Genomic DNA, 12,316 nt, shown 5'->3' on the forward strand with positions numbered 1-12,316 from the left:
CCGGCGGGCAGTTTCACCATCGGGGGCGACCCAGTCGGCCCGCCCGCCACGCCCGGATTGGCTGCGGACGGCGACATCGCGCTGCTTCTCCACACTTCCGGCACCACCTCGCGTCCGAAGCTGGTGCCATTAAGCCATGCCAATCTTGCCGCCTCGGCCGAGCATATCGGCGCGACGCTCGGCCTGACATCGGCCGATCGCTGCCTCAACATCATGCCGCTCTTCCACATTCACGGGCTGATCGCGGCGGTGCTGTCCTCGCTCGCCGCTGGCGGCAGCGTCTTCTGCACGCCGGGCTTCAATGCGCTGCGCTTCTTCCACTGGCTGGGCGAGGCAAAGCCGAGCTGGTACACGGCGGTGCCGACCATGCACCAGGCGATCCTGCCGCGCGCGGCGCGCAACGCGGATACTCTCGCGGCGACACCATTGCGTTTCATCCGTTCGTCCTCGGCGTCCTTGCCGGCGCAGGTGATGGCCGAACTGGAGGCGACCTTCGGCTGCCCGGTGATCGAATCCTACGGCATGACCGAAGCCGCGCACCAGATGGCCTCCAACCGGCTGCCGCCCGGCCAGCGCAAGCCGGGCAGCGTCGGCGCCGCAGCCGGGCCAGACGTGGCGGTCATGGCGCCGGACGGGCAGTTGCTGAAACCGGGCCAAACCGGCGAGATCGTCATTCGCGGACCCAATGTGACGGCCGGCTACGAGAAGAACCCCGACGCCAATGCGAGTGCTTTCGCCCATGGCTGGTTCCACACCGGCGATCAGGGTGTGCTCGACGAGGATGGCTATCTGCGCGTTACCGGCCGGCTGAAGGAGATCATCAACCGCGGCGGCGAGAAGATCTCGCCGCTGGAAGTCGACGGCGTGCTGATGGATCACCCGGCGGTTGCGCAGGTCGTCACCTTCGCCATGCCGCACGACAAGCTGGGCGAGGAGGTGGCCGTGGCGATCGTGCTGCGCGAGGGGCAGAGCGCCAGCGAGTCCGACATTCGCGGCTTTGCCGCGGCGCGCCTCGCCGATTTCAAGGTGCCGCGCAAGGTGGTGATCCTCGACGAGATCCCCAAGGGCGCGACCGGCAAGCTGCAGCGCATCGGCCTCGCCGCAAAACTCGGGCTCGGCTGATGCGCGTCACCGTTTTCGGCGCCGGCGCCATCGGCGGCTATCTCGCCGCCAAGCTGGCGATCGCGGGCTCGGTCGACCTGTCGGTCGTGGCGCGCGGGGCGCATCTCGAGGCCATCAAGGCCGATGGCCTCAGGCTGATCGAGGGCGAGAGCGAGATTGCCGCGCCAGTGAGGGCGGCCGCCCGCGCGGAAGAGCTCGGCGTGCAGGACTATGTCGTGCTGGCGCTGAAGGCCCATTCGCTGGCGCCGGCGCTCGACCAGCTCGCACCGCTGCTTGGGCCGGAGACAGCGGTGGTCACCATGCAGAACGGCGTGCCCTGGTGGTACTTCTACAAGGCCGGCGGCGCGCTCGAAGGCACGCGCATCCAGGCGGTCGATCCCGGCGGCACGATCTGGCAGCGCATCGGCCCGCAGCGCGTCATCGGCTCCGTCGTCTATCCCGCCGCGGAGGTCGATGCCCCCGGCCTGATCCGCCATGTCGAGGGTACGCGGTTCTCGCTTGGCGAGCCGTCCGGCGAAAAGAGCGAGCGCGTAAACGCGCTGGCGCGCGAGATGGTCAAAGCCGGACTGCAGGCGCCGGTGCGCGAGGACATCCGCTCGGAGATCTGGATAAAACTCTGGGGCAATCTGTCCTTCAATCCGATCTCGGCGCTGACCGGCAGCACGCTCGCGGCCATCGTCGCCGACGAGGGAACGCGAACGCTTGCCCGCGCCATGATGCTGGAGGCGCAAGCGATCGGCGAAAGCCTCGGCGTCCGCTTTCCGATCCCCGTCGACAAGCGCATCAAGGGCGCCGGCGATGTCGGCGAGCACAAGACCTCGATGCTGCAGGACTTGGAACGCGGCCGTCCGATGGAAATCGACGCTCTGGTGAGCGCGGTGCAGGAACTCGGCCGCTTGACCGGCCAGCCGACGCCGACCATCGACAGTGTGCTGGCGCTGGTGCGGCGCCTTGCCATCGAGCGCGGGTGTTATTCGCCGTTGTAGCTGGCAGGGTGGACGGCGACAACGATGCCTTGGCCACGATGTGAGCATGTTGCCGCGGCGAGCCGGTCTCGCTCATCCTGACATGAATTGTCACCTGTCGACCGGGTCAACGGTGGCAGCCGAGCAATCGACCCCCTACCTGCGAGTGGTCTGAACAGGAGGAAGTCATGACCACTGCCGAAATTGCCAAGGATTTCACGGAGCTCCTCAAGCAGGGCGACAGCCACAGCGCTGCCGCGAGGTACAATGCCGACGACATCGTCAGCTATGAGGCCATGGAAGGGCCGATGGCCGTTTGCAACGGCAAGGAAGCCGTCAAGCAGAAGGGCGAGTGGTGGGAAGCGAACCATGAGGTTCACGGCGGCTCGGTCGACGGCCCCTATGTCAATGGCGACCAGTTCGCGCTGCGCTTCAAGTTCGACATAACGCCCAAATCCACCGGCGAGCGCGTCACCATGGATGAGGTCGGCCTCTACACGGTCAAGAACGGCAAGATCAGCGAAGAGCGTTTTTACTACTAGCCGGGCCACTCCCGCTCGCTGCGTTTTGTCGTTATCTCACGCGGCCGGGGCGAAGCGCTCCGGCCGCCGTTTGAGGGCGAGACCTCAAATCGTCTTTGCATAGTCCGCAAGCTGGTCGGCCACCGTGCCCCAGCCATCGAAGAAGCCCATCTCTTCATGGCTGTCGCGCGTCGCCTCGTCGCGGTGGATGGCGGTGGCGGTATAGCGTGTCCCTTTGCCTTCTTGTGTCAGTGCGATAACCGCGGTGATGAAAGGCTTGCCCGACGGCCGGTAGCCGGGCAGCAGCGCGTCCGTCCACACCAGCCGCTCGTTCGGCACGATCTCGAGATAGCAGCAATGGCGGTCGTTGACCTCCTTGCCGTCGGGCGACTGCATGCGGGTGCGAAACAAGCCGCCGGGCCGAAGGTCGATCTCGCAATCGGTGATGATCCACGGCTTCGGCGTGAACCATTGCTTGACGTGCTCTGGCATCGTCCAGGCGCGCCAAAGCAGTTCGCGCGGCGCGTCGAGGACGCGTTCCAGTGTCAGGTCCAGCCTCGGATCGAACTTGAATGGATAGCTCATTTTTCTTTCTCCTTAAGCGACATGACATAGGCATCGAACTGGTCGAGTCGGCTCTCCCAGAGCGCGCGCTGTTCGGCCAGCCAGTTCTCCGCGAGCGCCAGCGGCTCGGGTGAAAGCCGGTAGGTCCTGACGCGCCCGGCTTTCTCCGAACGGACAAGTCCACAGCCTTCCAGCACCTTGAGGTGCTCGACGAAGGACGGCAGCGCCATGTCGAACGGCTCCGCCAGCTCACTGACCGAGGCAGGGCTCCTGCCCAGCCGCTCCACCACGAGGCGGCGCGTCGGATCGGCGAGCGCGCGAAAAATGCCGTCGATCGGCGGCACGCTTTCGCTGACGGTCTGCGGGCTCATGGTTGGTTCTCCTCGGTCGCTGCTCATTGGCAATTACTTAGGAAAAAACCTAAGTATTGGCAAGACCAAAAATCGAGGCGCGGATGGTTGGCAAAGCGGGCAGGGCCGGCCTACGGTTCCGTCGGATTCGTAAATCCGTCAGTTCAAGAGGCCTGTTTTGACGATCACCATGTATGGCATCACCAACTGCGACACGATCAAGAAGGCGCGCGTCTGGCTGGAAAGCCGCGACGTTCCCTACCGCTTCCACGACTACCGGGCCGAGGGCATCGAGGGGGAGAGGCTGAACGGCTGGGTCGGAAAGGTCGGCTGGGAAAAACTGCTCAACAAGGGGAGCACGACTTTTCGCGAACTGCCGGGCGAGGAGAAGGGTGCGCTCGACGAGAAGAAGGCGAAGAAGCTGATGCTCGCCAAGCCGACGATGATCAAGCGACCGGTGCTGGAGGTTGGAGAGCGCATCCTGGTTGGATTCAAGCCGGAGGCTTATGAGGAGGTGGTTGGCGGGAAATAAGGGGCCATCTCGTACGCAGCAATCCTTCGCGCCCCCCTCTGTCCTGCCGGACATCTCCCCCTCGAGGGGGAGATTGGCAGCTTTGGCGCGTCGCTCATTCCTGCGACGTTGGCGATTTGGCGAAAGCCGGCGCGAAAGCTGATCTCCCCCCTTGAGGGGGAGATGGCCGGCTGGCCAGAGAGGGGGGCGAAGGAACTCGACGTCATTTATGCTTGGGCTTGCAAATACTCCGCCAGCGCCACCGCATTGTTGTGTGCCTCATCATGTGCGCCATAGAGCAGCGTCACCTTGCCTTTGCCGAGCAATGCGCGCAGCTGGGCCATCGCCTCGCCATTCCCATCCAGTTCCGCCGAATACCGCTTCCGAAACTCCGCCCAGCGCTCCGTCTCGTGCCCGAACCATTTGCGCAGTTCGTCGCTCGGGGCGATCTCCTTCAGCCATAGCGTCAGCGCGGCATCCGTCTTGGCGATGCCGCGCGGCCAGATGCGGTCGACCAGCACCCGTTGGCCGTCCGCTTTCGCCGGCGCTTCATAGATGCGCTTCACCGCTATGTCGAAGGCCATCACACCCTCAAAGCGAACCCCCTCAGGCCCATTCGCCCTTACGCATCACCGGCACGCGGCTGCCGTCCTTGCCGAGACCGTCGATGTCGATCTTGTCCGAGCCGATCATCCAGTCGATGTGAATAAAGCTTTTGTTGCCGCCGCGCGCGGCGATCTCGTCCTGGCTGAGCGAGGCGCCGTCGACGAAGCACTTCGAATAGCACTGGCCGAGCGCGATATGGCAGGCGGCGTTCTCGTCGAACAGCGTGTTGAAGAACAGCAATCCGCTCTTCGAGATCGGCGAGGAATGCGGCACCAGCGCCACTTCGCCGAGGCGGCGCGCGCCTTCGTCGGTGTCGAGCACCTTCTTCAGCACGTCCTCGCCCTTGGAAGCCTTGGCCTCGACGATCCGGCCTTCCTCGAAGCGCACTGAGATCTCGTCGATCAGCGTGCCCTGGTAGGAAAGCGGCTTGGTCGACGAGACGTGGCCCGAGACCCGCCTTGCATGCGGCGTCGTGAACACCTCCTCGGTCGGGATGTTCGGGTTGCAGGTGACGCCGTTCTTGGCCGTCGAGGCGCCGCCCATCCATTCATGGCCTTCGGCCAGCCCGACCGTCAGGTCGGTGCCCGGCCCGGTGAAATGCAGCGCATGGAATTTATGGCCGTTCAGCCATTTCGTGCGCTCGGCCAACGCGGCGTTGTGCGCCTTCCAGTTGGCGATCGGGTCTTCGACGTCGACCCGCGAGGCCGAGAAGATCGCGTCGGCGAGCTTGGCCACCGCAACGTCGTCGGCATCGCCCGGAAACACCTGCTTGGCCCAGGCAAGGTCCGGATAGGCGATAATGTTCCAGTTGATGTCGAAGCCGGTGATCTTCTCCAGCGCCGGCTGGTAGGCCATCGAGTTCGCCTTGTTGGCGCGCGCCACCTTGGCCGGATCCTGCGCCGACAGGAGCGACGGATCCTCGCCGCGCACAGCAAGCCGCGCCGCGTTGTTGGCAAAGGCTTTCGCCATGCCTTCATAGAGCCAGCCGGCGGCACGATCGAAGCCGGCGTCAGCGCCATAGCGGAAGTGCGCCAGCGTGATCTCGTCATCATTGAAGATCGGCGTCACCAACCCGGCGCCGGCCTTGTAGGCATGCTCGACGATGCGCCGCGTCAAGGGCAGGGCCGCGATCGACGACGTCACCACAAGGTCCTGTCCCGGCTGCAGCTGCAGCCCGACCTTGATGGCGACCTCGGCCAGCCTGTCGAGCTTCACCGGGTCGATGGTTGCTGCAACGCCGCGCGAATGTGTGGTCATGATCCTGCCTGCCGTGATTGTGAGGTCTGGTCCTAGAGACTGTTTGGAAATTTCCACTCTGGCGGCCATCTGATGGCGTTTTCTGCGCTTCCGTTGCTCACGGACGAATGTCCGCTGCGCTACCGTTCTCGAATCCACCACCATATGACTCGCCGGAGCGAATTTCGAAACAGTCTCTTACATAGACCGGCAGGGCTGGCCTTTCCACAGGGATCGACTGGGTCAGGCGGCGCTGTCGAGCGTCCGGAACTTTGCCATGGTCGCCTCGATCTCCTCGCGGATCCAGGCCTTGAAGTCGCGCACCTTGCGGCTCTCGCCTTTTGTGGCAGAGGTCACCATCCAGTAGCCCAGCCCGCTCTCGGCGCGCACGCCGAATGGCGCGACCAGCCGGCCGTCGGCCAGCGCGTCGGCGGTCAGCAACTGCCAGGCGAGCATGACGCCATGGCCGGCGATCGCCGATTCCAGGCAGAGCATGGGATCGGTGAAACGTGCCCCCTTCAGAAAGGTGACCGGCGAGACGCCGGCCGCCGCGAACCAGCTGTCCCAACTGATCATCGAGCGCTCGTCGGTGATCGCGCAGGTCTGCGCCAGATCCTCGATCGAGTGCAGTCTGGCCGCGATCGACGGCGTGCAGACCGGGAACACCTCTTGCGCCAGAAGCAGTTCCGCGCGCACGCCCGGCCATTTGCCGTCGCCCATCCGGATGCCGACATCGATGTCGGAATGGTCGAGATCGGCGACCCGACCCGAGGCGTCGATGCGCAACAGTACGTTCGGATGCCGGGCGAAATGCCGGGACAACCTCGGCAGCAGCCACTTCGAGGCGAAGGCCGGCGCTACCGAAACAACCAGCGTGCATTGGCTGGCCTCGTCGGCCATCGCCACGGCCTGCGCCAGCTCGCGAAAGCCCGCCCCAAGCCTTGCCGTGAACAGCGCGCCGAACTCCGTTGGAACAAGGCCGCCCGGCGTGCGTTCGAACAGCGCCTGGCCGAGCTGCTTTTCCGTGCGCTTGATCTGTTGGCTGACGGCGCTGGCCGAGACGTTGAGCTCGCCGGCCGCCGCCGCGAGCGAGCCGAGCCGGGCGACGGTTTCCACGGCACGCAGGCCGTTCAGATGGACGCGGTTCAACAGGCTCATACAGTTTTTCTAAACTGACATGGCGGAAATCTCAATTGAAACGCATGGCGTGGATACAGATTCTATAGGGGTCAACGCGAATTCGAGGCGAAACCATGAAGATTTTGTCATTGCTCAATGGTCTGGTCGTCGCTGGCGGAGGGCAGGGCGCCCGATACGAAAGCGAGATCGCGAGATGGGTGGCCGATCCATTGGCGCATCCGGTGCTGGACACGATGTCGGAGCGCGAACTGGGAGACATGCCGTTTCGGCTAACGGCGCGGCGTACGTCCTATGAGACGGGGCAGGCGGGCTGCCGCTAACTCGGCGGCCGATAGCCGGGCACGGCCGACGGTCGCTGGCCCAACGCAACCGCATTGTCTTGCTGTCCTGCGCACCTATTGTGCGCTGCGATGAAAACCGCCTCGCCATCGCCCTCGCGTCTCGCTGTGGCCGGCATGCTGGCCATGGCTGTCGCCATGGGCATCGGCCGTTTCGTCTACACGCCGATCCTGCCGGGCATGATGGAGGAACTGCATCTGTCGCCGGCTGACGCCGGCTGGATCGCCTCGGCCAACTATCTAGGCTATCTCGCCGGCGCCTTTGCCGCCGCCGGCGGCTGGGCGCATGGCCGCGAACGCATGCTGATGTTTGCCGGCCTCGCCGCCAGCGCCGTCCTTGCCGCCCTGATGGGCTTCGGCGAGACGATCGCGGCCTTTCTCGTCATCCGCTTTCTTGCCGGCCTCGCCAGCGCCTTTGTGATGGTCTTCATGGCCTCGATCGTCTTCAGCCATCTTGCCGCGGCGGATCGAAGTGATCTGCAGGCGCTGCATTTCGGCGGTGTCGGTTTGGGCATCGCCGCTTCCTCGGCATTGATGGCTGTTCTCGTCACGGTTCATGCCGGTTGGGCGGCGGGCTGGCTGTGGGCGGCGGCGATCTCCGCTTTGGGTCTCGCCGTCGTTGCCCTGCTTGCTGGCTCCGCCACGATCATCAATGGCGCCGAAGACCGCGAGCCGGCGCTGCCGAAGGACCGCTCAATGCTGAAGATGATCGTTGCCTATGGCCTGTTCGGTTTCGGCTATGTGGTGACAGCGACCTTCCTCGTCGCCATTGTGCGCCAGAGCGGCGGCGGGCGCGTGTTCGAGGCCATGGTCTGGATGGTCACCGGGCTCGCCGGTTTTCCGTCCGTCTGGCTGTGGCAGAAGGTCGCCGGAAGGTCCGGTCTTTACCCAGCCTACGTGCTCGCTTGTCTCCTCGAGGTGGTCGGCGTCGCCGCAAGCGTCGTTGTCGGCGGCTATGCCGGTCCGCTGCTGGCTGGCGTTCTGCTTGGCGGCACCTTCGTCGCCATCACCGCGCTCGGTCTGCAGGCGGCAAGGCAGCTCGCGCCCCGGTCGCCGCGCCGCATCTTCGCGCTGATGACCGCCGCCTTCGGCGTTGGCCAGATCATCGGCCCGATCGCTGCCGGCATGCTGGCGCAGGCCTCCGGCAACTATGTCTCAGCCTCGATCGTGGCAGCCATCGTCCTGCTCGTCTCCGCCGTCATCGCCTGGTCGGCTGCGCCAAAATCGCCATGATTTGTGGTCTTGCTCCGTAGCGGGCATCGGGCACGGGCATTTTCTTTCGCCCTAATGTGTGACCTTATGCCCGCCGAGCAGAAACCCGCTGATTTGCGCACAGACCGAGGAACCCGCCACAGTGTTCGTATCCTTCTTCCCGCAGCCGAAGCTGTTTTTCACCTCGGCCGCCCTTTGGAGTCTCGTGGGGATTCTGTTCTGGTTTTTCGGTGGTCAGCAGTTGGGCGCCGCCATCGGTCTGCCGCCTGCCGCTCCTGACGCCCCACCGATCCTCGGCGTGCCGATGTTCTGGTCGGCGCCTTTCCTGTGGTTCTACATCTATTTCGCCGTGATGCTGGCCGCCTTCTATCTGTTTTGGCGCTTCTACTCGCCCCACCCCTGGCAGAATTGGTCCATCCTGGTTTCCGCGTTCATTCTCTTCTCGACCTACATAAACGTGCAGATCTATGTGGCGCTGAACAACTGGCGCGGGCCGTTTTTCGATCTTTTCCAAAAGGCGATTAGTGCACCAGGCACGGTGAGCGCGGCGGAACTCTACAGCCTGTTCGGGATCTACGCCCTGATTGGCCTGATGTTCATCTCGCTCTACGTCGTGACGAAATTCGTCGTCAGCCACTACATTTTCCGCTGGCGCACGGCGATGAACGATTTCTATGCACAGAACTGGTCGAGACTGCGGCACATTGAAGGCGCTTCGCAGCGCGTTCAGGAAGACACGATGCGGTTCTCCACCTCCATGGAGCAATTGGGTGTCGCTTTCGCCGATTCGCTGCTGACACTTATCGCCTTCCTGCCGGTGCTCGACGCCCTCTCGGCACACATAACCGAACTGCCGCTGATCGGGCCCATTCCTCATTCTCTGGTGATCGTCGCGTTGGTCTGGTCGTTGTTCGGCACCATTTTGCTGGCCGTAGCCGGCGTCAAGCTGCCGGGCATGGAATTCCGCAACCAGCGTGTCGAAGCTGCTTACCGAAAGGAACTCGTCTATGGCGAGGACGATCCGAACCGGGCCTCGCCGCCTGCTTTGACCGAGTTGTTTCAAAACGTGCGGCGCACCTACTTCCGCTATTACTTCCATTATGCCTATTTCAATGTCTTCCGGGCTGGCTTCGGCCAAGCAGACGCCATCTTCTCCAGTGTTATCCTGATTCCGACCATCGCAGCCGGCAAGATCACATTGGGCATCTGGCAGCAGATCAGCACGGCCTTCGGCCAGGTTTCCAGTTCGTTCCAGTATCTGGTCAGCGCCTGGCCGCAGATTGTTGAGCTGATCTCGATCTACAAGCGCCTGCGTGCCTTCGAGGCGACGCTGTATGGCGAGCCGCTGCCGGACATCGATCAGCGTTACCTCGCCAAGCATGGCGTGGAGGATCCGACCTGAACCAGACCAGGCCGTGGGCGGTTCAGCCGCCCACAATTGCCTGCCGTTCGCCGGCGCGCTGGCGCGCGACATAGTCGCGGAAGCTGATGCACTCGACCTGCCGCATGACGCAGACTTCGCCGGCAAAGCGCTCCAGCGCATCCCAATAGGCGCCGCCGTTCATCTGCGTGAAATGGAAGCCGAGCTCCAGCGGGATGCGCTTGCCCTGATATTGCGCATCGAAGGCGGCGCGGAAGGCGTGGTAGGTCCGCTCCGTGAACTCCGCCGCCATGCTCGGCCGCTCGAAGCCGCCGGAATGGCGGACATAGAGATTGTAGTCCATGGCGATCACCGGTCTCGACTTCGGCCCTTCCGGAATCTGCGGCAGTGAAAAGCGCGTGGTGCCGCCTTTCTCCGGCGGCACGGCAGGGCCTTGCGAGACGCCGCTGGCGTCGAACTGGAAGCCAGCTTGCGGCAGCGCCTCATAGAGTGCCTTGTTCGCCGAAAGGTACGGCGCGCGAAAACCGATCACGGCATGCCGCGCGAAATCGCGCCAGCCGGCCGGCTCGGGCGCGATGCCGTTGATCGAATAGGCGTTCTCCAGGATGTGCTCGAACGAGGCGAATTCGGCGAGCCAGTCGGCCTTGCTCCAACCCTTGCCGTCGAAATGGCCGCAGCCATGGCTGGCAATGTCATGGCCTTCCGACGCGGCCAGCCCGACCTGTTCCAGCCGCTCAGTCACTTCCTGTTTCGAGGCGGCAAAGCCGATATTCGATTTGCCGGCGCCCTTGCCGGGTCCCGTGTAGTCCTTGCGCGTTTCCTGCGAGAGCAGGAAGACACAGGAGAGAAAATACGTGAAATGCGCGCCGGTGCGTTGCGCCAGGGCACGGCTGCGTTGCCATTGCGAGATTTCGCGGGCGCTGTCGAAGGAGATGATGACGATCTGCTTCGGTTTGGCCGATTGCGGTGGCACGGGCGGATCGGCGAAAGCCGGGCCGGCCACGGCGAGCGCGGCTAGGGAGAACGCAACAGCAGGGAATAGGCGGGGCATCGGCACGGGTCTGGACATCGGGACGGTCGGTGACCGGCTAGCGGCGAAATGTGGCGTGGGTACGATCAGCTCTCGGGAGCACTCTTTACCGTGCCTGATCCGTGATCCCGCCGATTTTCCTGGCGCACCCCTTCCATGCCGACAAAATTTCGCTAAAACGCGGGCTCAAGAAGCGCCCCGTGTGGGCAGCAATGGTTTTGATTGATGTCTGACGACAGTTTTATCCGCGAAGTCAACGAAGAGATTCGTCGCGAACAGGCGCAGGCGCTGTGGGACCGCTTTGGTCCGGCGCTGCTTGGCCTTGCCATCCTGGTCGTGCTCGGCACCGCCGCCGTCGCCGGCTACCGTTACTGGGACGAGAGCCGCGCCAACCGCTCGGGCGACGCTTTCTCGCAGGCGCTGAAGCTTGCCAATGACGGCAAGGGCGACGAGGCGCTGGCCGCTCTCGATCAGCTCCAGAAGGACGGCTACGGCGCCTATCCGCTGCTTGCCCGCATGCGCGCCGCGACCGTCAAGGCCGACAAGGGCGATGTCGCCGCCGCCGTCAAGGATTTCGACGACGTTGCCGCCGACGCCGCCATCCCGCAGGCCATCCGCGACATGGCGCGCCTGAGGGCGGCGCTGCTGCTGGTCGACAGCGGCTCCTTCGCCGACGTCTCCAGCCGCGTCGAGGCCCTCACCGCCGATACAAACACGCTGCGCCACACCGCGCGCGAAGCGCTCGGCCTTGCCGCCTGGAAGGAAGGCAAGACGGCGGACGCGCTGAAACTGTTCGACCAGATCGCTTCGGATGACGGCGCCCCGCGCAATGCGCGCCAGCGGGCGACCTTGATGTCCGAACTGATCCGCGGGTCGGGCAACGCGTCGTGATCCCGGATGGGCTTCAAAGTCGCCATCATCGGCCGGCCTAACGTCGGCAAATCGACTCTTTTCAATCGGCTGGTGGGAAAGAAGCTGGCGCTTGTCGACGACACGCCGGGTGTCACCCGCGACCGCCGCGTCCACGCCGCCAAGCTCTACGATCTTTTCTTCGATGTCATCGATACCGCCGGCTTCGAGGATGCGGCCGCCTCGACGCTGCCCGGCCGCATGCGCCAGCAGACCGAGATCGCCATCCGCGAGGCGGACCTGATCTTCTTCACCATCGACGCCAAGTCCGGCCTGCTGCCCGACGACCGCACCTTTGCCGAGGTCGTGCGCAAATCCGGCAAGCCGGTGGTGCTGGTCGCCAACAAGGCCGAGGCGAAGGGCGCCCAGGGCGGCATGCTGGAGGCCTGGGAGCTTGGCCTCGGCCTTGTTGGCGACCAGCACCACCGGCT

15 protein-coding genes are annotated in these 12,316 nt (G+C 64.3%); 9 read left to right on the forward strand and 6 right to left on the reverse strand.

The genetic code is table 11. The annotated features are described in order from the left end of the window. From EN745_RS17855 to EN745_RS17865, 3 genes are all read left to right on the forward strand, one after another. Window positions 1-1,122, forward strand: a 1,122-nt coding sequence (locus EN745_RS17855; RefSeq protein WP_127421886.1) for an AMP-binding protein, incomplete at its 5' end; no start/stop codon positions are given. Then, window positions 1,122-2,108: a 2-dehydropantoate 2-reductase gene (locus tag EN745_RS17860; RefSeq protein ID WP_127421887.1), complete on the forward strand. Its 987-nt coding sequence runs from the start codon at window positions 1,122-1,124 to the stop codon at window positions 2,106-2,108. The genes EN745_RS17855 and EN745_RS17860, both read left to right, overlap by 1 nt. A gap of 167 nt (window positions 2,109-2,275) precedes the next feature. Then, entirely contained in the window at window positions 2,276-2,629 is a 354-nt protein-coding gene (locus tag EN745_RS17865; RefSeq protein WP_127405775.1) for a nuclear transport factor 2 family protein, read from the forward strand. A gap of 84 nt (window positions 2,630-2,713) precedes the next feature. Here the strand turns inward: EN745_RS17865 and EN745_RS17870 are convergent, their stop codons facing one another. Together EN745_RS17870 and EN745_RS17875 are read right to left on the reverse strand one after the other, a co-directional pair. Further along, on the reverse strand, window positions 2,714-3,193 hold the full coding sequence (locus EN745_RS17870; RefSeq protein ID WP_127421888.1) for an SRPBCC family protein: 480 nt from the start codon (window positions 3,191-3,193) through the stop codon (window positions 2,714-2,716). Continuing rightward, window positions 3,190-3,543 (reverse strand): metalloregulator ArsR/SmtB family transcription factor, encoded by a 354-nt coding sequence (locus EN745_RS17875; RefSeq protein ID WP_126055994.1) that lies wholly within the window; start codon window positions 3,541-3,543, stop codon window positions 3,190-3,192. Before EN745_RS17875 ends, EN745_RS17870 begins: the two co-directional genes overlap by 4 nt. Window positions 3,544-3,700: 157 nt before the next feature. Between EN745_RS17875 and EN745_RS17880 the strand changes: the two genes are divergently transcribed. After that, window positions 3,701-4,054, forward strand: coding sequence for an ArsC family reductase (locus EN745_RS17880; RefSeq protein WP_127421889.1), 354 nt, complete (start codon window positions 3,701-3,703; stop codon window positions 4,052-4,054). Window positions 4,055-4,260: 206 nt separating this feature from the next. On the opposite strand, the gene EN745_RS17885 is transcribed toward EN745_RS17880, so the two are convergent. From EN745_RS17885 to EN745_RS17895, 3 genes are all read right to left on the reverse strand, one after another. Next, the gene (locus tag EN745_RS17885; RefSeq protein ID WP_126055992.1) at window positions 4,261-4,617 is read right to left on the reverse strand and encodes a DUF488 domain-containing protein; all 357 of its coding nucleotides are present in this window, start codon (window positions 4,615-4,617) and stop codon (window positions 4,261-4,263) included. Window positions 4,618-4,639: 22 nt separating this feature from the next. Then, a complete protein-coding gene (locus EN745_RS17890; RefSeq protein WP_127421890.1) occupies window positions 4,640-5,896 on the reverse strand; it encodes an aminopeptidase in 1,257 nt (418 codons plus the stop codon). 222 nt (window positions 5,897-6,118) lie between these two features. Further along, window positions 6,119-7,033, reverse strand: coding sequence for a LysR substrate-binding domain-containing protein (locus tag EN745_RS17895; protein ID WP_127421891.1), 915 nt, complete (start codon window positions 7,031-7,033; stop codon window positions 6,119-6,121). A 95-nt stretch (window positions 7,034-7,128) separates the two neighbouring features. Here EN745_RS17895 and EN745_RS17900 point away from each other — a divergent pair, with 95 nt between their 5' ends. From EN745_RS17900 to sbmA, 3 genes are all read left to right on the forward strand, one after another. Beyond that, on the forward strand, window positions 7,129-7,335 hold the full coding sequence (locus EN745_RS17900) for a hypothetical protein (RefSeq protein WP_126055990.1): 207 nt from the start codon (window positions 7,129-7,131) through the stop codon (window positions 7,333-7,335). 90 nt (window positions 7,336-7,425) lie between these two features. Continuing rightward, window positions 7,426-8,586 (forward strand): YbfB/YjiJ family MFS transporter, encoded by a 1,161-nt coding sequence (locus EN745_RS17905; RefSeq protein WP_245487760.1) that lies wholly within the window; start codon window positions 7,426-7,428, stop codon window positions 8,584-8,586. Between the two features lie 121 nt (window positions 8,587-8,707). Next, entirely contained in the window at window positions 8,708-9,967 is a 1,260-nt protein-coding gene (gene sbmA, locus EN745_RS17910; RefSeq protein WP_127406437.1) for a peptide antibiotic transporter SbmA, read from the forward strand. Between the two features lie 22 nt (window positions 9,968-9,989). On the opposite strand, the gene EN745_RS17915 is transcribed toward sbmA, so the two are convergent. Then, window positions 9,990-10,997, reverse strand: coding sequence for a polysaccharide deacetylase family protein (locus EN745_RS17915; RefSeq protein WP_127406436.1), 1,008 nt, complete (start codon window positions 10,995-10,997; stop codon window positions 9,990-9,992). 204 nt (window positions 10,998-11,201) lie between these two features. On the opposite strand from EN745_RS17915, the gene EN745_RS17920 reads away from it, so the two are divergent. Both EN745_RS17920 and EN745_RS17925 read left to right on the forward strand, forming a co-directional pair. After that, window positions 11,202-11,867 carry a tetratricopeptide repeat protein gene (locus EN745_RS17920; protein WP_127406435.1) on the forward strand — a complete coding sequence of 222 codons (666 nt, stop codon included), beginning with the start codon at window positions 11,202-11,204 and terminating at the stop codon, window positions 11,865-11,867. A 6-nt stretch (window positions 11,868-11,873) separates the two neighbouring features. After that, window positions 11,874-12,316: GTPase (locus EN745_RS17925; protein WP_127421892.1), on the forward strand; the 443-nt coding region annotated here is incomplete at its 3' end.

The sequence above is a fragment of the Mesorhizobium sp. M4A.F.Ca.ET.022.05.2.1 genome, from assembly GCF_003998845.1.
In the GTDB taxonomy this organism is placed as follows: domain Bacteria; phylum Pseudomonadota; class Alphaproteobacteria; order Rhizobiales; family Rhizobiaceae; genus Mesorhizobium.

Excerpts from the sequence above, each read along its gene's own strand:
- EN745_RS17885 (WP_126055992.1), bottom strand. The coding sequence starts at position 4,617 with ATGGCCTTCGACATAGCGGTGAAGCGCATCTATGAAGCGCCGGCGAAA.
- EN745_RS17860 (WP_127421887.1), top strand. The coding sequence starts at position 1,122 with ATGCGCGTCACCGTTTTCGGCGCCGGCGCCATCGGCGGCTATCTCGCC.
- EN745_RS17905 (WP_245487760.1), top strand. The coding sequence starts at position 7,426 with ATGAAAACCGCCTCGCCATCGCCCTCGCGTCTCGCTGTGGCCGGCATG.
- EN745_RS17865 (WP_127405775.1), top strand. The coding sequence starts at position 2,276 with ATGACCACTGCCGAAATTGCCAAGGATTTCACGGAGCTCCTCAAGCAG.
- EN745_RS17900 (WP_126055990.1), top strand. The coding sequence starts at position 7,129 with ATGAAGATTTTGTCATTGCTCAATGGTCTGGTCGTCGCTGGCGGAGGG.
- EN745_RS17870 (WP_127421888.1), bottom strand. The coding sequence starts at position 3,193 with ATGAGCTATCCATTCAAGTTCGATCCGAGGCTGGACCTGACACTGGAA.
- EN745_RS17920 (WP_127406435.1), top strand. The coding sequence starts at position 11,202 with ATGTCTGACGACAGTTTTATCCGCGAAGTCAACGAAGAGATTCGTCGC.
- EN745_RS17875 (WP_126055994.1), bottom strand. The coding sequence starts at position 3,543 with ATGAGCCCGCAGACCGTCAGCGAAAGCGTGCCGCCGATCGACGGCATT.
- EN745_RS17895 (WP_127421891.1), bottom strand. The coding sequence starts at position 7,033 with ATGAGCCTGTTGAACCGCGTCCATCTGAACGGCCTGCGTGCCGTGGAA.
- EN745_RS17915 (WP_127406436.1), bottom strand. The coding sequence starts at position 10,997 with ATGCCCCGCCTATTCCCTGCTGTTGCGTTCTCCCTAGCCGCGCTCGCC.
- EN745_RS17890 (WP_127421890.1), bottom strand. The coding sequence starts at position 5,896 with ATGACCACACATTCGCGCGGCGTTGCAGCAACCATCGACCCGGTGAAG.